11 protein-coding genes are annotated in these 20,195 nt (G+C 58.9%); 3 read left to right on the top strand and 8 right to left on the bottom strand.

Annotated elements, in window-relative coordinates; all coding sequences use genetic code 11:
• Positions 1-30: 30 nt before the first annotated feature.
• Positions 31-1,677 (bottom strand): phosphoglucomutase (alpha-D-glucose-1,6-bisphosphate-dependent), encoded by a 1,647-nt coding sequence (gene pgm / locus JK176_RS06625; RefSeq protein ID WP_211587153.1) that lies wholly within the window; start codon positions 1,675-1,677, stop codon positions 31-33.
• A 428-nt stretch (positions 1,678-2,105) separates the two neighbouring features.
• Here pgm and JK176_RS06620 point away from each other — a divergent pair, with 428 nt between their 5' ends.
• The 3 genes from JK176_RS06620 to JK176_RS06610 all read left to right on the top strand — a co-directional run bounded on the left by JK176_RS06620 (position 2,106) and on the right by JK176_RS06610 (position 6,916).
• Complete coding sequence (locus JK176_RS06620; protein ID WP_211587152.1) at positions 2,106-4,730, top strand: plasma-membrane proton-efflux P-type ATPase; 2,625 nt, start codon at positions 2,106-2,108, stop codon at positions 4,728-4,730.
• 28 nt (positions 4,731-4,758) lie between these two features.
• Entirely contained in the window at positions 4,759-5,595 is an 837-nt protein-coding gene (locus JK176_RS06615) for a polyphosphate kinase 2 family protein (RefSeq protein ID WP_211587151.1), read from the top strand.
• Positions 5,596-5,662: 67 nt separating this feature from the next.
• A complete protein-coding gene (locus JK176_RS06610; RefSeq protein WP_211587150.1) occupies positions 5,663-6,916 on the top strand; it encodes an SLC13 family permease in 1,254 nt (417 codons plus the stop codon).
• A gap of 111 nt (positions 6,917-7,027) precedes the next feature.
• Here the strand turns inward: JK176_RS06610 and JK176_RS06605 are convergent, their stop codons facing one another.
• The 7 genes from JK176_RS06605 to JK176_RS06575 all read right to left on the bottom strand — a co-directional run bounded on the left by JK176_RS06605 (position 7,028) and on the right by JK176_RS06575 (position 20,123).
• Positions 7,028-8,326, bottom strand: a complete 1,299-nt coding sequence (locus JK176_RS06605; RefSeq protein ID WP_211587149.1) for an exo-beta-N-acetylmuramidase NamZ domain-containing protein — start codon at positions 8,324-8,326, stop codon at positions 7,028-7,030.
• A 24-nt stretch (positions 8,327-8,350) separates the two neighbouring features.
• Entirely contained in the window at positions 8,351-9,865 is a 1,515-nt protein-coding gene (gene dacB, locus JK176_RS06600) for a D-alanyl-D-alanine carboxypeptidase/D-alanyl-D-alanine-endopeptidase (RefSeq protein WP_211587148.1), read from the bottom strand.
• Between the two features lie 102 nt (positions 9,866-9,967).
• Positions 9,968-12,868, bottom strand: a complete 2,901-nt coding sequence (locus JK176_RS06595; RefSeq protein ID WP_211587147.1) for a TonB-dependent siderophore receptor — start codon at positions 12,866-12,868, stop codon at positions 9,968-9,970.
• Positions 12,869-13,112: 244 nt separating this feature from the next.
• Positions 13,113-15,185 carry an alpha/beta fold hydrolase gene (locus JK176_RS06590; protein WP_211587146.1) on the bottom strand — a complete coding sequence of 691 codons (2,073 nt, stop codon included), beginning with the start codon at positions 15,183-15,185 and terminating at the stop codon, positions 13,113-13,115.
• Positions 15,182-16,486, bottom strand: a complete 1,305-nt coding sequence (locus tag JK176_RS06585; RefSeq protein WP_211587145.1) for a serine hydrolase — start codon at positions 16,484-16,486, stop codon at positions 15,182-15,184. The genes JK176_RS06590 and JK176_RS06585 overlap by 4 nt, the downstream gene beginning before the upstream one ends.
• The gene (locus tag JK176_RS06580) at positions 16,483-18,870 is read right to left on the bottom strand and encodes a penicillin acylase family protein (protein WP_211587144.1); all 2,388 of its coding nucleotides are present in this window, start codon (positions 18,868-18,870) and stop codon (positions 16,483-16,485) included. Before JK176_RS06580 ends, JK176_RS06585 begins: the two co-directional genes overlap by 4 nt.
• Positions 18,871-18,887: 17 nt before the next feature.
• On the bottom strand, positions 18,888-20,123 hold the full coding sequence (locus JK176_RS06575; protein WP_211587142.1) for an FAD-dependent oxidoreductase: 1,236 nt from the start codon (positions 20,121-20,123) through the stop codon (positions 18,888-18,890).
• Positions 20,124-20,195: the final 72 nt, after the last annotated feature.

The following is a 20,195-nucleotide window of genomic DNA, read 5'->3' as shown; positions in this document are numbered from 1 at the left end:
CCCCGGAGTACGCTCCGGGGGCAATACGGTTCAGGCAGCGAATACTTTTGAAATGGCGTCCTGTGCTTCTTGCTGAATGGCGCGCAGGTGTTCCAGGCTGACAAAGCTTTCCGCGTAGATCTTGTAAACATCTTCTGTGCCGGACGGGCGTGCGGCGAACCAGCCGTTTTCGGTAACAACTTTCAGTCCGCCGATCGGTGCGTCATTACCCGGTGCGCGGGTCAGCTTGCTGATGATTTTGTCACCGGCCAGCGTCTCCAGTGGGAACTGTTCAGGCGTGAGTTTGCTGAGCTTTGCTTTCTGTTCCGGGTTTGCTGCCGCATCGATGCGCTCGTAATAAGGCGTGCCGAGACGGGCGATGATCTCATGATAATGAGCGCTGGGGTTCTTACCGGTCTTGGCCGTAATTTCAGCCGCCAGAAGGCCCAGAATGAGACCGTCCTTGTCCGTGGTCCAGACGGAGCCGTCGCGCCGCAGGAACGTGGCGCCTGCGCTTTCCTCGCCGCCGAAACCCAGCGATCCATCCATCAGACCGGGCACAAACCACTTCAGGCCGACCGGTACTTCAACCAGTTTGCGCCCCATCTCGGCTGCCACGCGGTCGATCAAGCCACTGCTGACGAGCGTCTTGCCCACGCCGAGTTCCGGGCTCCAGTCCGGGCGGTTCTGGAACAGATAGCAAATCGCCACGGCAAGATAATGATTGGGGTTCATCAGGCCATCGGGCATGGCGACGATCCCGTGGCGGTCTGCATCCGTATCGTTGGCGAAGGCGACGTCGAAGCGGTCTCCCATTTCGATCAAACGCGCCATGGCATAGGGGGAGGAGCAGTCCATGCGGATCTGCCCGTCCCAGTCGGCAGTCATGAAAGAGAAGGTCGGGTCCACCACGTCGCTGACGACGGTGGCGCTTAGGCCATAGCGGTCGATGATGGGCTTCCAGTACGCGACGGCTGCGCCGCCTAGCGGGTCGATGCCAATTTTCACGCCAGCGTCCCGAATGGCCTTCATGTCGATGACGGAGTCCAGATCGTTCACATAAGGCGTGATGAAATCGTAGCCCTTGATGCAGGCTTCCTGCCGCGCCTGTTCATAGGGCAGGCGTTTGACGTCTTTCAGGCCGTTGGCGAGAAAGTCATTGGCCATGTCCTGAATGGCTTTGGTGATGGCGGTATCTGCGGGGCCGCCATTGGTCGGGTTGTACTTGAACCCGCCATCCGCCGGAGGATTATGCGACGGCGTGATGACCACGCCATCGGCGAGGCCCGTGGTGCGGCCCTTGTTGTAGGTCAGGATGGCATGGGAGATGACCGGGGTTGGTGTATAGCCGCCATCTTCGTCGATCCGCACGTCAATGCCGTGAGCCGCAAATACCTCGATGGCGGATTTCTGTGCCGGACCAGAGAGCGCGTGACTGTCCATGCCGATAAAGAGCGGCCCATCAATTCCTTCGGTCTTGCGATGGCGACAGATGGCCTCGCAGATGGCGAGGATATGGTTTTCATTGAAACTGGTATGGAGCGAAGAGCCGCGATGGCCTGATGTTCCGAACGACACGCGCTGCGTGGAAACCGCAGGGTCGGGTTTGCGATCATAATAGGCTGCGATCAGGGCGGGAATATCGGTGAGTTGGGAAGCGGAAAGTGTTTTTCCGGCCAGAGGACTGAGATGGGCCATAGCTTCAGAGATCCTTGCATCCACGTTGAGACATTGCCGTCTGTTGACGGCCATAACGCATGAACGCCCTATGCGGGCGCGTCGTTCAGGCAGGAGAACGTGTATCTGGATCGATGTCCAGAGAGATGCGTCAGTTCTATGAAGATTGAACGTCAATGGCTTATGGAAGCCCAAGTGCGGAAATGTCCTCATCTCAGTTCAGAGAAATTCTAAAAATTTATCATTTCTTAAGTAATTCAAATCAATCTGCGTCAGAAATATCGATATGGTTAGTTTTAGAAATACTTAAAAAATAAAAGTTCCATAGCGATAAAAATTTATTTTTATCATTGCAATAAATTTTCCTGCATTTTAACGAATGATTCTCCTTCATTAAAATATGTTTTGATTATTGCAGAGTAAATTCATTTATATTTTTGGAGTTTGTTATGTCATCTCCTCCTTTGGGAGCTGCAGATTCTTCTCCCTCCACAAAGCCCCTTCAGGCACAAATTAAAAATCAGACTGGCAGTTCAAAGACCTTGGATGCTGCAGCAATTGCAGCGAAACTCTCAGAGCTGAAAACATCTTCTAAAGGCCTGACGTCATTAGAAGCTAAAGACCGTCTCGCCAAAGATGGACCAAATGCCATTCAGGCGCATGAAGAAAGCCGCTGGAAAAAGCTATTGGGCTATTTCTGGGGACCAATTCCCTGGATGATCGAAATTGCAGCGGTTATTTCGTTTCTGCGTGCAGATTGGCCAGATTTTTTTGTTATCGCCGGCTTGCTCCTTTACAACGCAGCAATCGGCTTCTGGCAGGATAATAAAGCAGCCAATGCGCTGGCCGCCCTCAAAAAAGGCCTGGCTCTCAAGGCCTCTGTATGTCGCGACGGTGTGTGGGCCTCCATCGATGCAACTGAGCTTGTGCCGGGAGATGTTGTAACGGTTGCTGCGGGAGAAATCGTTCCTGCCGACCTGCTGCTCATTGATGGGAAATATCTGTCTGTTGATCAGGCTGCTCTGACGGGCGAGTCTTTGCCGGTTTCAAAGAAAATTGGTGATGGAGCCTATTCCGGATCGATTGCGCGCCAGGGCTCCATGATCGGTGTGGCTGTTGCGACAGGAAATAATACTTTTTTTGGCCGTACCGCAAAGCTGGTCGCGTCCGCTGGAAGCAAGTCACATGCAGAGCAGGCTGTTCTGCGGATTGGAGACTTTCTGATCATTCTTGCGGCAGCGCTCGCCGTCGTGCTGGTTGGAGCGCAACTCTGGCACGATCTGGCTTATCATGGTGTCTGGCATTGGAGCGAAGCCGGCGGGATCGCACAGTTTGTGCTGGTTCTTCTTGTCGCCTCTGTACCAGTGGCCATGCCAGCGGTGATGTCTGTAACGATGGCGCTCGGAGCGCTGGCGCTTTCACGGCAGAAAGCCATCGTGTCACGTCTGTCAGCCATTGAAGAGTTGGCAGGTGTTGACGTGCTGTGCTCGGACAAGACCGGAACACTCACTCAAAACAAGCTGACACTGCAAGCTCCGATCCCATTTGGAACCGCCAAAGCAGACGATCTCGTCATTGCCGCTGCTTTGGCGACGCAGAAAGAAAGCACGGACGCCATTGATCTTGCTGTTCTCAAGGCGCTTCCTGACAATAATCCGCTGAGTTCTTACAAGTCTGTGGATTTTATTCCGTTCGATCCTGTTAACAAGAAGACCGTCGGCATTGTGCAAGACGCTGCCGGGCATAACATCCGATATGCCAAGGGCGCCCCACAGGTTATCGCGACGCTGTGCGGAATGAAAGAAGAGCCGGCTGGCGCGAATGATAACACTCCGACGGCCGAATATTTCGGTAAAGTTTCCGAACTGGCCAGCCATGGCACCAGATCTCTGGGTGTAGCGCTTTCTCAGGATGATGGAGCGACCTGGACCTTGCTGGGGCTTCTGCCCATGCTGGATCCGCCGCGCCCGGATGCGGCAGCGACGATTGCTCAGGCGAAAAAGCTTGGGTTGTCGGTAAAAATGGTGACAGGCGACGACGTCGCGATCGGCTCTGAAATCGCCCATCAGTTGGGACTGGGCGAGCATCTGCTCAAGGCGAGCGACATCTTCTCAGCAGATATGAATCCAAACAAAATTCCGGTTGATGCGGCACGCGCCGTTGAAGTCGCGGATGGATTTGGGCGCGTCTTTCCCGAGCATAAGTTTGAAATTGTCAAAGCCTTGCAGGAACTGGGTCATATCGTCGCCATGACAGGTGACGGCGTTAACGACGCTCCTGCTCTCAAACAGGCTGATTGTGGGGTCGCTGTCAGCGGGGCAACAGACGCAGCCCGTTCTGCAGCGGCACTCGTCCTGACAGCTCCGGGACTATCAACAATCGTGAATGCGATCGTGGAAGCGCGAGCAATCTTCGAGCGTATCACGTCATATATTTATTATCGTATCGCAATGACGATCGATATCATGTTCCTTGTCGTCGCCGCATATCTCGTTTTCGGTTTCCAGCCTCTGACCGCGATCATGATCGTCGTTCTGGCGCTGCTGGACGATATTCCGATCATGACAATCGCTTACGACAACGTCGTGACGTCGCCCGAACCGGTGCGGTGGAACATGCACCGTATTATTTCGTTCTCTTCCATCATGGGTATTGCGTCTTTGGCTGAAAGTTTTGGGCTTCTTCTTCTCGGCGTCGGCTGGATGCATACGCCCTGGTTGATGGACATCGTTCCTCTCACGACCGCTCATCTTCAGACGATGATTTTCCTTCAACTTGCTGCTGGCGGCCACCTGCTTCTGTTCGTTGTGCGTACCCGCAATACGATCTTTCGGCCTCCGTATCCCAGCCGCCCGCTCTTTCTTGCGGTTGTTGGAACGCAGATCGTGGCCGTGCTGCTTTGCGTCTTCGGCATTCTCGTTCCAGCACTACCCTGGATCATGATTGGTGTTGTTTGGGCCTATGCCTTGATCTGGATGGTCATTATCGATGCCGTCAAGATTATTTCCAACTCTCAAATAAAGCGTCGCGAAAAAAATAGTCTGAAACTGGTTCAGCCGATTGCTCACAGCTAATTTTTGATTTCGAAAAAGGATTATTGCTATGGATTTACGTCGTAAATTGATCGTTAAGCCGAAAACTGAAGTTCGTCTTAAGGATGTCAACGCGTCATATCACGCGCATTACAAAACAGAGCATGACGCCGATAAGGATATTGAAGAACATCAGGCCCTTGTCAGTGCGTATCAGCAAAAATTATATGCTGAAAAGAAACATGCTCTTTTGATTGTTCTTCAGGGGATTGACGCTGCCGGCAAAGATGGAACGTGCTGGCACGTCATGAAAGCGATGAACCCTCAGGGAACATCCGTGCATGGCTTTAAACAGCCAACGGAAGAAGAAAAGCTTCACGACTTTCTATGGCGCGTGCATCCCCATACACCTGCTCGCGGGCAGGTCAGTGTCTTTAACAGATCGCATTACGAAGATGTTCTTGTGACGAGAGTGCATGATCTTGTTCCCAAAAAAATCTGGTCAAATCGATACGATCTTATCAATGATTTTGAAAAAATGCTGGTTGCGAACAATGTGACCATTCTGAAGTTCTTCCTGTATATTACGCCGGAAGAGCAACTGGAACGCTTTCGTCAACGTCTGGACGACCCGGCCCGGCAGTGGAAAATCAGCGATGCTGATTATAAGGAACGGGAATACTGGGATAAGTATACTGCCGCCTATCAGGACATGATGGAAAAATGTTCTACAAAACATGCGCCTTGGTACATTATTCCGTCGAATAACAAATGGTTCAGGAACCTGGCTGTATCCAATATCATCTGGAAAACCCTTCAGGATATGGATCTGCGTTTTCCAGAACCGACCGTTAATATTGAGGAAATCAGAAAAGAATATCATCAGGCGAAAAAAGAAAATATTTAATCGGCTGCTCAGGAGTGGTCTTCAAAATTGAGTTTTGATGTTCCCGATGTCTGGGCGGGTATAGTTTATGAATATAACACTTTTTATTTTTCTGATGGTTTATCTGGCAATGGGGCTGGGCAAGTTGCCCGGCTTCAAAGTCGATCGTACGGGCGCGGCCATGATTGGTGCCATGGCGATGATGGCCGTTGGCAGCATCGGTGCCAAGGCTGCATGGGTAGCAGTGGACTATCGAACGATCGGAATGCTGTTCGGCCTGATGGTCGTTTCGGGTGCATTTGCTGAATCAGGTTTTTATGAATGGGCGGCACGCAAAGTTGCAACGCTTTCTGTTGGGCCAGTAACGCTTCTAGCCGTTTTCGTTGCGGTGTCTGGGGGCCTCTCTGCACTGCTGACAAATGATGTCGTGGTCGTCGCCATGACGCCTCTTCTGGTATCCGTTACCCTGGCGCGTGGTCTTAATCCGGTTCCGTTTCTGCTGGCTTTCTGCTTTGCAGCCAACACCGGATCAGCCGGGACTTTAATTGGAAGCCCCCAGAACATGATTGCGGCCCAGGAATTGGGGATTTCATTTACAGGCTTCTTATCCGTAGCTGGAATACCGGCTTTGGTATCCCTGCCAATTGTATGGGGCATTGTTGCCTGGATGTATCGGGGCAAATGGACTTTAGAGCATGCAAGGGTTTCGGAAGGGGAAGATACAGACAAAACAGCCCCAAATTCCTTGAATATCCCTGAAACCTGTAAGGCAATTTTTATCACCATTGCTGTCATTATTGCATTTGTTCTGGATGTCTGGCCAAAAGAACTGGTGGCACTGACAGCCGCCGCAATTCTATTGTTGAATCGAAAAATATCATCAAGCGATGTTTTGCGGCGAGTGGATGCAAATCTTTTGTTGCTGATATCGGGCCTGTTCATCGTGAATGCGGCCCTGTCGAAGACAGGTTTGCCTCAAAATATTTTGCATGACCTTCATAGGTATGGAATTGATTTAAACAATCCTTTGTCCCTGTTCTTAACAAGTGCGACCTTGAGCAACATTATCGGGAATAATCCGACTGTTATGTTGCTGGTCCCATTTTTAAGTCCGGGTACAAATGTTAATGCTATAGGGGCAGCCCTGGCGCTGGGAACAGGGTTCTTTAGTAACCTGATAATTTTCGGTAGTCTTGCTGGTATTATCGTTGTCGAACAGGCAGCTCGTTGCGGTGTAAAAATTTCTTTTGCAACTTTTTCGCGTGTCGGAGCACCCATCTCTGTGGCCTGTATGCTCATGGCGGCCGGTTGGATTTTATTTCTTACAAATCATTGGACATAGGTGACTATCGATCGCGTGTGATGAGCAGTTTAAGGTCTTTTCCAAGACTGAAGCAGATTTTTACCTCAGATCAACACTGCCTGAATCTGAAAAATGAGAAACCCTATAGTTTTAGTAGAGCAGGAAAGGGCGGCGTTTCTGAGTGAAGGCCGCTTCCTCAGGTTTCCAGCCTGCCATGATTTCGGTGACTGACAGGTTCTGGGAAAGCTGCTGGCGGAGGGTGCTGCTACCGGCAAGGATGTCGAAGGTTGCGCCGGATTTTCTCCAGATCGGGCGGTCCGATATTTTCAGGACGCTTTGAAGCAGGGTCACGCCTGTCAGCAATGGATCGAAGGACTTGCGGTCCATGATGGCGAACTGAAGCCCGTGGCATAGCTGCTCTTTCGCGACGTCTGCGGTGGGTGTGAACCAGTCTTCGCGGAACAGGCATCCCGGCAGGGCGGCGTCGTTGAGGCTGTCCACCCAACGGGTCGCGTCCAGATCGGGCGCGCCGAGTGTGAGGAAGGGCGATGCCGTCCCGCGGCCGACAGAGAGGGTTGTGCCTTCGAACAGGCAGGTCCCCGGATAGGCGAGGGCTGTGGTGATGTCGGGCATGTTGGGGCTTGGAGGCACCCAGACGAGGTCGGTTTCGTCCAGATACAGATCGCGCCGCCAGCCGGTCATGGGGATGACGTTGAGTTGGGCGGGGCGTCCTGCCTGTTGGGGCACGAACTGGCTGTTGAACAGGCGTGCGAGTTCGCCCACGGTCATGCCGTGTCGCAGAAGAAGTGGCACCCTGCCCACGAATGAAGAAAAGGCCGGATCGAGGGTGGGGCCGCTGGGGTGCAGGCCTGTGATGGGGTTGGGTCTGTCCAGCACCATGAACGCGATGCCGCAGCGGGCGCAGGCGGCGAGGGCGTCGAACATGGACCAGATATAGGTGTAGAACCGGGCGCCGATATCCTGAATGTCGAAGACGAGAAGGTCGATATCTGCCGATTTCAGGAGCGCATCCAGCTTCGGGCCGGAGAGCGTGTACATGTCATAGACGGGGATGCCGGTGCGGGGGTCAATGCTTTTCGTTTCGGCATGACCCGCCTGTGCCGATCCGCGAAATCCGTGTTCCGGTCCGAAAATGGCTTTCAGGTTGACGCCCGGTGCGGCGTGCAATCGGTCCGCGATATGGCGCAGATGGCGGTCCACGCTTGTGGGGTTGGCGATCAGGCCCAGTTTTCGGCCTTTGAGGGCCTGATAGTGGTCGGCTTCGAGAACGTCGTAGCCGGTTCGGACTTTGGCAGGGGAGAGGCATCCGGCCGCGAGGCCCGAAGCGGTTGCCCATGATGTGGCCGCAGTTCCCGCGCACAGGCCCATGAAGGTGCGGCGGCCGATGCTCGTTTTTCGGGCGGGGTGCGCGGAAGAAGGGTGGGGCATGTGAGGCGGGCTTCCGGTCTTTCGTTACTCGGCTTTGGCGACGGCGGTGACGAGATCATCCATGATTTTGGTCGGATGCGGCAGGTCGTCCGGGATATCGTTTGCGAAAATGGCGATCAGAAGTGTCTGGCCGTGCGTGGTGTGTAGATAGCCGGACAGAGAATGCGTGGCGGCGAGTGTGCCGGTTTTTGCGTGCAGGTGGTCCGCGACGGGGGTGCCGATGAAGCGGTGCACCAGCGTTCCGTCCTGCGCTGCGAGGGGAAGATCGTCGCGCCAGTCTGCGCCCCAGGGCTGAAGCTCCGCGAGACGCAGGAGTTGAATGACACTCTGTGGCGTGACGCGGTTGTAGGGGGACATTCCCGAGCCGTCATAAAGCGCGACGCCTGCGGCATACAGGCCTAGCGCTGCCAGCACCCGGCTGCGTTCTGTGAGGCCGTCCGCGACCGAACCGTTTCCGTGCACGAGTGCCAGACGGCGCAGCAGAAGCTCGGCATGGAGGTTCTGGCTGACTTTGAGCAGGTGGCGGATGTCGTCTTTCAGATCAGGAGCGGGCAGGGTGGCAAGGATACGGGCGTCTGGTGTGGGAGTATCAGCGGCGGTTTTGGTCAGACGGTGTCGGACCTGTACCGTCTGCACCCGGATGCCTGCGTCGTGCAGCAGGGATTTGAAGTGACGGGCGGTTGAGAGGGCCGGGTCGTCCAGACCGATTTTCAGTGTCTGGACGGGGGCGGTGAGCGGGAGTGTTCCTGTCAGAACGACGCGGTTGTCGCCAGGCTTCTTTTCAAAACTCAGTTCAGCTTTGCCGTCCGGAACTGTCAGGGCCTGATTGAGTAGGGACAGGCCTTCGTCGGGTGCCGACCAGTGAGCGATCGGGCGGTCGTCTGGGTGGGCTCCGGGTTGGACGATCAGTTCGGCGGTGTTGTCGTTCAGCGTCAGGGCCGAGACAGCGGTGCCCCACTGTGTCGGCAGGTTGTTCCAGCTCCATCCGTCGCCCCAGCGTTCGTCCGTAAAAAGCCGGTCATCCGCGATGATGGCGTGGATATGTCTGAGGCCCCTGGCGGAGACGGCATCCGCCAGTGTTTTCAGGCAGTCGGTTCTGCAGGCAGCGTCATCGGACAGGGCGGCATCACCCGAGCCGCGCAGGATGAGGTCCGGTGCTCCGTTGTGGCGGTAGGCGAGCAGGAGCGTTGTGGGGTGTGCGGTGGCTTCATGGTCAAGTTCTGCAACCTCGGCCATGGCTGCGGCTGTGGTGAACAGTTTGGTGTTCGAGGCCGGGATGAAGCGTCCTCTGGCGTTGCGGGAGAAGAGGATTTTTCCGTCCTGGGTGGCAATGACGATGCCCCATCGGACGCCCTGATCCTGCGAGGGTTGCAGGATGGGAGCGAGTTGCTTCGCAAGGGCGTGCGGGCTGAGAGGGGGTGGGCTGCTCTGGACGGCGCAGGCACTCAGGACGATAGGCAGTCCGGCGGTGGCGCGGGAGAGCAGCTTGTGGAAGAGCCGGGGCAAACGGTGCGGAACATGGCTGGAGATCTGATGCATGAAGGCCCTGGCTGAGTGGGATTGGAAGCTGAAAAGACATGAGGCCGCCTGTGTCGGGGAGACAGGCAGCCTCGTAGGCAGGTCAGGTGCGGAAAGGCTGGCTCAGAACTCCATGCGGATACCGCCGCGATAGGCCCGGCCCAGCAGGTTGCTGTAGGTTTCGTCGGCTTCGAGTCCGCCTTCCGGCAGCAGGATCGGGGACGTGTTGGCGAGGTTGGTGACGGTCAGGAAGATCTGCATCTTGCCGATTTTCTCGACCGGCAGAGTGTAGGTCGCGTTCATATCAAAGTAGAAAATGCCCGTGACGCGGTTGTTGTTGATCGTGGGATAATTGGCGTTATACGCCGGACACGTTCCAGAGCACTGGATATAGCTGTTGGAATAGTTGCCTGCGCTGATGCCATGGGCGATGGCTGTGAGGCTGTAGCGGTCGGTGCTGTAGGTGGCCGAGAAGCGGTAGATCCAGCGCGGCGGCCCGGACGAGATGTCGCCCGATGTGTCGACTGTGTAGCCCACGCCGGAAGCCGAGACATATTTCAGATAGTTCGTGGCCTGACCGTGGATGGTGATCTTGCCGTCGGCGTCGCGCAGCAGGCGGCGGAGCGGGAAGGTGTAGGAGGCGTCGATGTCGATGCCGCTGGTTTCGAGCTTGGCGAAGTTGAACGGGGAGGCGCTGATCAGCAGATCGCGCGTGCCTGTCGGGTCGGGCCGGATGGCCGAGCAGAACGTGGTGTATCCGGAGTAACATTCATTGATGATGGACTGCGGATAGAACTGTTCGATCGCATTCTTGATCTTGGTGTGGAACCAGTCAACCGAGATCGCCATACCGGGCACATAACGCGGCGTAATGACAGCGCCGACGACGGTCGTATTGGCCGTTTCGGGGCGCAGTCTCGTGTTGCCGGTCGTGGTGGCGAGAACGGTGTTCGTCAGGCCCGTTGCCGGGTTGAGCACGCTTGTCGTCTGGGACGTTCCGGCATTGTAGAGTTCGTTGATGTTGGGTGCGCGGATGTCGTGGGATTGCGTGGCGCGGAGCAGGACGTCCCTGATGGGCTGCCAGGTGCCACCGATCTTCCATGTCGTGACATAGCCGGAGGTCGAATAGTCCGTAGCGCGGACGGCGCCGTTGAAGGCCAGGCCCTTTGCCAGCGGAACGGCAGTTTCGAGATAGGCTTCCTTGACGTTGTAATGGCCGAAGGTCGGGCGGTAATTGCCGACGGACCAGCCGGACTGGTATTCGGTCGGCACATATCCCGATGAGCGTTCGTCACGATATTCGCCGCCGACGGCTACGTTCACGTCGCCTGCCCATGTTGCGAACGGGATCGTGGAAAGGTTCACGCCCGAGACGATTTCCTGGAACCGCTGGTTCCGCCATGGTGCGTCAAGGACGTAACCGATGGATGCGGGAGACATGACGCCCGTTCCCAGCCAGTCGATGGGGGAACAGCCATTGCCGGGATTGGTCAGGGACGAGCGGCAGACGATCTGTCCGGCGGAGTTGCGGACGGCGTCAGTCGCGTTGGCGATCTTCGCCGTGTTCATGACGTTATAGATCTGTTCGTGCGTATGGGTGACGCCATACTGGCCGTAGGCGCTCCATGAGGCGCGTTTGCCGAACATCTCGAAATTGCCTTCGCCACCGAACGTGTAGCGCTGGACGTTGCGCGTGTTGTCGGTCCGGCGATACGGCATGTCGAGCGCAGTCGTGCCGACGGTGACATTCGAGACGTTCTGAAGGGCTGCCGCGCCGAGCGCATCGACAAGATAGGGGTTGGTCCCTTTCAGGGACACCGAACTGATATACTGGGGGCCGGAATTGTAGACGTATTCGCTCTCATTATAGGCGCCTTCCGCATACAGGGTCATCCAGGGCGCGACGTCATAGCTCAGGCGTCCGAAGAGGTTTTTGCGGTCGCTCTGGGGCTCCAGGCCGATGTTCTTGTTGTTGTTGGCAAGGTTCTGGTCGCCGCCGACCGAGACGCTGGACGTTGAGAACGAGCCGTAGTTGTAGTGATTGACGCTGCCGCCGGGGCCGAAATAGATCCCGCGCAGGGAGTTGGCCACGCCGCCCGTGGAAGCATTGATGATGCCACCGGGCATGACGTTGTTGGTGCCTGCATCACCGACGCGAAGGTAATAGGGCTGGCCGTTTCCTGCGACATAGTCGGGATTGGCGACGATGCGGCTGCCGTTCACGTTCCAACTGCGGGAGACGTGGAAAATGCCGTCCTGATGGGCGATGTCGCCGCTGAGCAGGACGTGGCCCTTGCCGTGGGCGAAGCCGAAGCCACCTGCGATGGCGGCGTGTTCGTTCTCACCGTCCCCATAGTCCGAAATGCCGGAATCCGCGCTGACTTTCAGGCCCGTATAGGTTTTGTCGAGTACGAAGTTTGTGACACCTGCAACGGCATCGGAGCCGTACTGCGCGGATGCACCGCCCGTCACGACGTCCACGCGTTTGACGAGCTGCTGGGGGATTGTGTTGATGTCGACGATGCCGGTGATGGCGGAAGGCGTGATCCGTCGGCCGTCCATTAGCACGAGGGAGCGGACAGGGCCGAGGTTGCGCAGGTTGAGCGCGTTGATGCCGGCTGTGCCGTCACTGAGGGAGTAGGCAGAGTTCTGGGGCGTCTGGCTGCCTGCGAACTGCGGCATCTGGTTGATCAGGTCGGCGAGGTTGTTGCTCGGCGCCTGATTCAGGATTTCCTGCTGGTTAAGGGAGCTTATGGGGGTCGGGGACTTGATGTGCGAGTTTGCGATGTGACTGCCCGTAACAGTGATGACTTCCCGGTTGGAGTTAGTCTGTTTTTGTGTCTTTTTGTGACTTGCGGCAGGTTTCGCAGGCTGCAAGGATGCGTGCTTGGCATCGGCCTTGGTATCGGCAGGCGTGGAGACCGTTGCGGCAGCGTAAGCCTGCTGCTGCATGAGGAACGTTGCGCCCGATGACAGGGCCGCAAAAGACAGGAAATAAGACTTCAGGGACAGTCTGGCGGTCATACCCTCGTTCCTTCGATAAGCGCCAGTGGGCGGTGATGTTTCGGTTTCGAATTAATATGCCTGTCGGTCGCGCAGGCGTCGATGTCGAAACTGCGCGCGCCATATAACCCGAAGTTATGTACGCGCCATCCCCTGACGTTTCACGAAGGCAATATTTTGGGGGCGATAGAGGAAGTGATGGCCCGTTTTCCGCAAGGATCTGCCATTTCAGGATATTTTTTCCGTTGGCAGATCCGATAGAAGATCAATGAGACTGTATGGTTGGAAGCTTTGTATCAAAGAAATGCAGCGTCCACAGATAGGCCTGTAGCCAGTCCTGTGTCCGCAGGAAAGCATGGCGTTCGCCGGGGAAGACGTGATCCTCGAACGGAATGTTCCGCTCCACGAGCATGCGCGCCAGCAGGACGGATTGTTCGAATTCGACGTTGAAGTCGTCATCCCCGTGGATCAGCAGAACGGGCGAGCGCCAATGGGCGATATCCGCGATCGGGGAGGAGTGCCATTCGCTGTCCTTTTCCCGCTGTTTTTCTTCGGGGGAGAGACCGGAATGATCTGGCTCTGTCATGTCATGGACGCCGTGGAAGTCGGCTCCGGCTACGAACAGGTCGCTGTTGCGGGCCAGAGCCAGAGCGGTCAGATAACCACCCCAGCTTCCGCCCCAGATGCCGATTTTGCCCGGGGCCACATCTGAGCGGTTGCGCAGGAAAAGCCCGGCTGCGCGAACGTCTTTGTATTCGCTCGCACCGGCACGGCCGATTCCGGGGGCGGTCCGGAAGTCTACGCCGTAGCCGGTGCCGCTGCGGTAATTGACGGCCAGCACGACATATCCGCGCGATGCCAGATACTGGTTCATGGCATAGGCATTGGAATAATAGCCCATCGGATTGAAGGCCGGGAGCATCTGGCGGTGGGGGCCGCCATGCACGAAAACCAGCGCAGGATGCGGGCCGGGTGTTTCGGCGGGCGGCAGGAACAGTTGTCCGTGAATGTCTCGGCCGTCCTCGCTGTGGAAATGGACGACCTGAGGAGGCGTGAATGTGAAGCCGTCCGGGACGGCGGGCGTCACGGGAACGTGTCGGGCGTTGTCCTGAAGGACGACCGGATGGGCGGGCTGCTCTGTGCCGGTGGCCATCATGGCAATGGCCGGTCCCGCCAGTGTAAGGTCCATGACCTGCTCGTTGGGTGCGCTGAGGGCTACGGGTTGAGTGTTATCGAGGGGCTGGGACCACGCGCGCCAGTGATCCGGATCGCCGATATTGGCCGTGTAGAGCAGGCGTGTTTCATCCGCTGACAGACGGTAAGACGCGATTTCGGCGTGATCCGGCGTCAGGCAGTGTGGTGTTGAGGCCGGTGCAGTGACGCTGAGGGCGCAGAGGCGGAGCCAGCCGCTGCCTTCCCAGGGGAACAGGAGCTGTCCGTTGCGGGTCCATGTCAGGTCCATGCCTTCAGGCGCCCAGAAGCGGTTCCCGGTGCCTTCCGGTGCGGTCCAAAGCATATGCTCTGCGTCGGAGGCGGTGTCATAGACCTGAAGGGACCAGAAATGTCCCTTGCCGCGTTCGGCCGTCAAAAGCGGCTGATAGGCCCGGACGAAGGCGATAGCGCGTCCGTCTGGCGAGAAGGTCGCGTCCTGATCGTGGCCCAGTGCGGCGGGCAGGAACACGGGTGCGGCGCTGCTGTGTCTGGCGTCCCAGAGCGCGATCAGGCTGTGGGAGCCCCGGTCAATTTCGAGCGCGAGACGGTTACTGTCCGGGGACCAGTGCAGGGCGGTGATGTCGCCCGGCGTGGTCATGACCACGCGCGGCGTCTGGCCCGGCTGCCCAACAAGAAGTGTGCCGCCGCGCATGAAGGCGAGCAGGCGTCCGTCCGGGGAGAAGACGGGGCTATGTCCTTCTCCGGCGGTGACGGTTCGGCCATCGGGCAGGAGGACGCGCACGGTTTCCTTGCCCGGGACAGCGGCGTTGCCGGCATTGGGGGCGTGGTCGTTGGGATATTCCGCATCGCCGCCTTCGACGAAGGCCAGTGTCTGTCCGTCCGGGCTGAGAGCGAGGCCCCACAGATCGGTCCCGTCATCCTGCGTATAGGCCGTGACCCTGCGGGGGGCAGCGCCTCCGTCCGAGATCAGAATATTGCGGACGCCGTCCCGACGTTCGACCCAGGCCAGACGCGCCGATTTCGCAGCCCCGGTCAGGCCGTTGGCATAGGGCATGGCCAGAAGGGTACCCAGTTGGATTTTGTCCTGCGTGGGGGTTGCGTTTGCGCCGGAGACTGTGGCGGCAAGGAGCGCCGAGGCAGCAAGGAGGGACAGGCGAAGGGTCATGGGATGTCTTTCCCGGCTCCGGCGAGGGCGGTGAAGATCTCTTCCTCGACGCGGGTGAATGATGAAAAGAGGCCCGCACGTTCCTGCCCGGCGTCGGGGAAGCCGTCTGCGGCGAACAGGAAGCCGTCGCCGGTTGTGGGGTCGTACCAGAAGCCCGAATGCAGCGAATAGGCATCGCCGAGATGACCGGCCAGATCGCCGGAATAGCCTTTATAGGGCCGGGTTTCGCGGCCCGAAGAATCCCGTGCTCCGGTCAGGCGCGCCATGCTCAGGCCGTAGCTGGCGATTGGGTAGGGGCAGTCGCCGTTCTTTCCGTCATACTGCCAACTCGGCGTCTGCATCAGGGCGATGCTGCGGGCCGAAAGCAGCGTCGTGCCGTCCAGCGTGCCGTGGCCGAGCATGAAACGAGCCAGCCGGGTCAGCCCTTCCATGGAAATCCGCAGGCCGCCCTGAGGGGCAAACAGCGTGCCATTGGTTCCGGGCTTGTATTGAGCGAGTGCGACAGGATCCCAGACCTGCACCAGTGGCAGGGTGTCTGTCTCGGCGTTCCATCCTGTGGGCTGGTGGCTGTAGAGCGTGGCGAGGCGTTCGGGATGGGTGAGGGTGGCGCGGTTATAGCCGCCATCAATCCCGAGCGGATCAAGCACATGCGCCTGTTGGTAACGGTCAAAGCGCTCGCCGCTGACACGCTCCATGATCGTGCCGACAAGGCCATAGCAAAGATTGCAGTAGCTGAACCATGTGCCCGGCGCGTGTCCCTCGCCATGGGCGAAATGATAGCTGGCATCGCCGGGTTTGTGGGTTGCGTCGAAGACTTCGCTGATGCGGTGTTCGGGAGGGAGTGTGTAACTGTCACCGTCGCGAATGCTGGACGTATGGTTGAGCAGCATCCGCACCGTAATCGGTGTCTGGGGGAAATCCGGATTGCGGAGCCGGAATCCCAGATAGTCGGAGGCATCGTGATCGAGGTTGATCTTGCCCTGCTCGACCAGTTCCATCAGCCCGATGGTCGTGACGACTTTTGAAATCGAAGCGATGCGAAAGAGCGTCTGTGGCCCAACAGGCACCGTTGCGTCCGGGCTCTGTCGCGCAAAGCCGCCATAATAGCTGTAAGCAACCTGACCGTGTCGCAGACGGACGGCGGCAATGGCGGCCAGCGGACGGACCTCACCCTGCGTCAGAACATGATCCAGCGCATGGGTGGTCTCGGTGGGCGTCTGGACCCGTGTCTGCGCCTGTGCGGCTGAAGACAGGGCCGCGAGGGCGATCAGTGTGAGGCTGCGAATATGCCAGTTGCTCATGGTCGATCCTCCGGTCGAAGTGTCATACGTCGGACAGTGGCCGCATCGACATTGCGGGTGCTGAAAGACAGCGACTGCATGGCCCCACGCAGCCAGACAGGCAGGAAATCGGCGTAATGCGGCGATTTCGGATCGGCGGACTGTCCGGGAAAGTTGAGATAGAGTGAGCGGTCCCAGTCGCCGACGTCACACACCATCAGATAGCTGGCGCCTCCGGTCGTGGCATAGGCGTCGGCCCCCCCGGTCTGGGGACTGTACCAGCGGGCCATGACGGTATAGGGGTCGCCGCCACTCTGGGCGGAAGGACCGCCGACCGTGGGGAAAGCTGCGGCGATGGCCGGGACGGACGCGAGCGGGTGACGCAGCGTGATGGTATGAAGCGCGCCCCAACGCCATGCGGCGGGAAGCGGGCCGAGGCGCTTCCGCAACTCCTGAACGGCTTCCCGGAACTGTTCGACGAGCATCCTGTTCCGTGCGCTCACCGGATCTGCGCCAAAGCGGGCGTCGGGGGACTGGAACAGGGAGAGTTGAACCGTGGCGTTCACCGGCCCCGGCAGCAGGTCGTGCAGGGCGGCCGGGATGATGAGCGCGTGCAGGGCACGTTCGAGCCGGGTCCACCAGACTTCATACAGCGCGGCGGCTGCACTCGACGCATCCACACGACCGTTCCATGCTTTGAGCACTGCGGCCTCTGCGGCAAGGTCGGGCGGGACGTCGGGTAGGAGCCGGACCATTTGCAGCGCCAGCACAGAGAATGTGTCGTGTTGCAGGGCTACGCTGTCGGCAAGGGTCGCACGCGGCGTGGCATCCAGCACCTGAGCCACGCGTTCGTGGCGGAAGCCGTCGCGCCATTCGAAACTGACGCGCCGTTCCTCGACCGGATAGTCGGGGGGCAGGTTCATCTCGTTCGATGTTCCGAACCAGCCGCGGGCGGGATTGAAGCTGCTGGGCAGGGCTTCGAGCGGCTGAAGACCCTGCCAGTCGTATCGCCCGTCTCCCGGTGCGGGCATCAGCCCGTCATGTCCCGGCGCGCGACGGGGCAGACCGCCTGCGGCCTGCCAGCCTATATTGCCGCTGGTGTCGGCATAGGTGAAATTGGTCGGGCTGGTATGGACGCGCAGGGCTTCGCGGAAGCTGGTCCAGTCATGGGCCAGATTGATTCCGATATTGGCCAGAAGCCCGTTCGCGCCGGGGGCAAGCCATGTGGCGGAGACTGAGGTGGCGCGGTTACGTGCCGGATCGCGTGAGACGATCGGCCCGTGCACCGAATAGAACAGGCTCACCACACGCTCGGCCTCGCCACGGACTGCTATCCGCGTCTCGACCTGTTCCATGCGTTTCCAGCCGCCCTGATGGGCATAAAGCAGCGGATCGGCGGGGTTGGTGCGCAGGATGAACAGGTCTTCCTGATCGATATGGAAATTCGTCCGCCCGAAGGCGATCGTCGCGTTATGGCCCTGCATCACGCCGGGCATACCCGGCCCGCCGCCGCCGATTACATCCAGCCCCGGTGCCGTCAGATGAATGACGTGACGCGGGCCGGGCACGCCGAAGGACAGATGCGGGTCGTTGGCCAGAATGGGACGGCCGGTTGCGGTGCGGGAGGGGGCGATGACCCAGGCATTGCTGCCCTCGTTTCGTCGTCGCGTGCCGTCATCGGCTGCGGCGCGGATGTCGTGGCGGGGCAGGGGGGCCTGAAGCACGCCGAACAGTCCGAGATCGGCTTCGCTGATGGCGGCAGTGTCCAGCCCGTCCGGCACCCGCAGGTCATGAACAGGTTCCAGCGGCGTGATGAGGGCGTCGTAGGCCAGCGCACCGCGTACGGCCAGTCGGGCGCGGCGGATTTCGGTGCGGGTGTTGCCGGTAACTTCGGCGCGGATACGGATCAGGTCCAGCACATCCCAGTGCAGAGGTGTGGCGGCGAAAATGCCGAATTCCGGGGGCAGGAGAGCGGGTGTTGCGGTGACTTCCGCGATGCGCGCGTTGATCCCGGCGACATAGGCGCGGGCGCAGTCCTGGGTCAGTTGAGGAAAGGCCGCGAGTTCGCCCTCGGCATCACCGCGAAACAGCACCAGCCGGTTGGCCGTGTCGGAGGGGACGAAGGCCGGGCCGAACACTTCCGCCAGACGCCCCAGAGACTGGCGATGGCCGAAATCCAGCTCCCACAGCCTGTCGCGGGCGATCAGATAGCCGTCTGCGAAAAAAGCGTCAGGGATGCTTTGCGCGCGGACATGGGGGACGCCCCAGCGGTCTTCCAGAATTTCGACCGGCTGGCCGAGGCCTTTTAGACCCTGAAGGGGGGCTGCGGCGCGGGTCTTGAATCCCGTCGCGGACAGGGTGGCAGCGACGCCGCCAAGAAGAACCGTGCGGCGGGTGGCCTGCATAAGAACCTTTTCCTTTTTCAACTGACGGCGCGGGAATCGCACCCGGCCACGATCTCTTTCAGTCTCAGGGCCGAGCCGACCGAAAGCGTGAAGCCAAGGGCGCCCTGCCCGACATTGAGCAGAAGATTGTCATACCGGGTGCGGTCGATGATCGGGACGCCCGTGGGGGTGGCGGGGCGCAGTCCGGCCCAAGGTGTATCGTCGCCCTGACCCCGTGTGCCTTGGCTCAGCGCGCCCGGAAGCGTTTCGTTCACGAGCGCGCGGAGTTCGCCGAGGCGTTTGGGGTTCAGGCGTGTGTCCTGCGCGCCGATATCGACCATCGCGGCAACCCGCAGGCGGTCGCCCAGCCCGGCATAGACCACGCGGTTATCATAATCCGTTACGCTGACCGAAGGAACGAGGCCGGGGCGCGGACCTGTAGTCAGGCTGTAGCCTTTCAGGCCGTAAAGCGGCAGGTCGATCCCGAGCGGTCGGGCCAGTTTGCGGGAGGCGATCCCGGCTGCGAGAACGACGAGATCGGTCTCGAACGGCTTGCCCTCAAGCAAGACGGTACAACGGTTTCTGGGACCAGCCGTGAGGGTGGCGTTGCTATGGATGAGCCGAAAATTCGGTGTCGATGCGAGGGCATCGCGCAGGGCTTCGCAGAACAGGAAGCAGTCTGCGACTTCGTCTTCGGGCGAGAAAATACCGCCCGCGATCTTGTCACGCAGACCTGCGAAGGCGGGTTCGATCTCCGCGCATTCGGACGGGGAGAGCGCATGTTGGCGCTGCGGGTCGCTGACGGATTTCGCAGCTTTGTGGAAAGTGGTGGCGTTGCGGTGCAGGACGAGCTTTCCCGGACGCCGCCACAGGAAGTCCCGCAAGCCTTCTTCGCGATAGGTCTGAAGTTCCGCCTGCCCACTGAGCGCCAGATCGAGCAGGACGCCAGCATTGCGGCGGTTTGTCTGCCGGTTACAGGCGAGCAGGAACGCGAGCAGCCAACGCCACTGGGACGGATCGGCCGTCAGGCGAAGGGAGATCGGGGAGTTTGGGCGAAACAGCCAGCCCAGGGCGTCCCGCGCGATCCCGGCATCGGCCAGTGGGCTGACATAGCGGTAGCTGAGCTGGCCGCCATTCGCGAAGCTGGCTTCCTGCCCAACGTCTCCGCGACGTTCGATCAGGGTGACGTCATGCCCTTCCCGGACGAGGGCGTAGGCGGCTGTCAGGCCGATCACGCCTCCGCCGATGATGGTGATGGTCCGTTTGCCAGCCATAAAAGTCCCGAACGTCCAGAGGCCGGGCGCAGGGAGATGTTATAATCCCCTGCGCCATTATCATGATCAAAA

This window comes from Gluconobacter sp. Dm-73 (assembly GCF_018256215.1).
Taxonomy (GTDB): domain Bacteria; phylum Pseudomonadota; class Alphaproteobacteria; order Acetobacterales; family Acetobacteraceae; genus Gluconobacter; species Gluconobacter cadivus.
This window is presented reverse-complemented; position numbering and strand designations above follow the sequence as displayed.